A 358-nucleotide genomic window follows, 5' to 3' on the forward strand; every position below is an offset into this window, starting at 1 on the left:
AAGAGAGAACAATGCAGATCAACAACACCGTCGCCCTCGTCACCGGCGGCGCCTCCGGCCTGGGCCGCGCCACCGTCGAGGCCCTGCTCGCCAAGGGCGGCAAGGCCGTCATCCTCGACCTCCCGGGCGGCCCGGGCGAGGTCGCGGCGAAGGAGCTCGGCGACGCCGTCCGTTTCGTTCCCGGCGACGTGCGCAGCGAGGACGACGTGCTGGCCGCGATCGCCGCTGCCTCCGAGCTCGGTGAGCTGCGCGTCGTCGTGAACTGCGCCGGCACGGGCGACGCGATCAAGACCGTCGGCAAGGGCAACACCCCCTACCCCTACGACAAGTTCCAGCGGATCATCGAGATCAACCTGAT

At 69.6% G+C, this 358-nt stretch carries 1 protein-coding gene; it reads left to right on the top strand.

The window, feature by feature from the left end:
• Nucleotides 1–11 precede the first annotated feature (11 nt).
• The coding region (locus ACOADB_RS28350) for an SDR family NAD(P)-dependent oxidoreductase (RefSeq protein ID WP_378607095.1) at nt 12–358 on the top strand (347 nt) is incomplete at its 3' end.

Source organism: Nocardioides sp. CPCC 206348, assembly GCF_048654705.1.
GTDB lineage: Bacteria > Actinomycetota > Actinomycetes > Propionibacteriales > Nocardioidaceae > Nocardioides.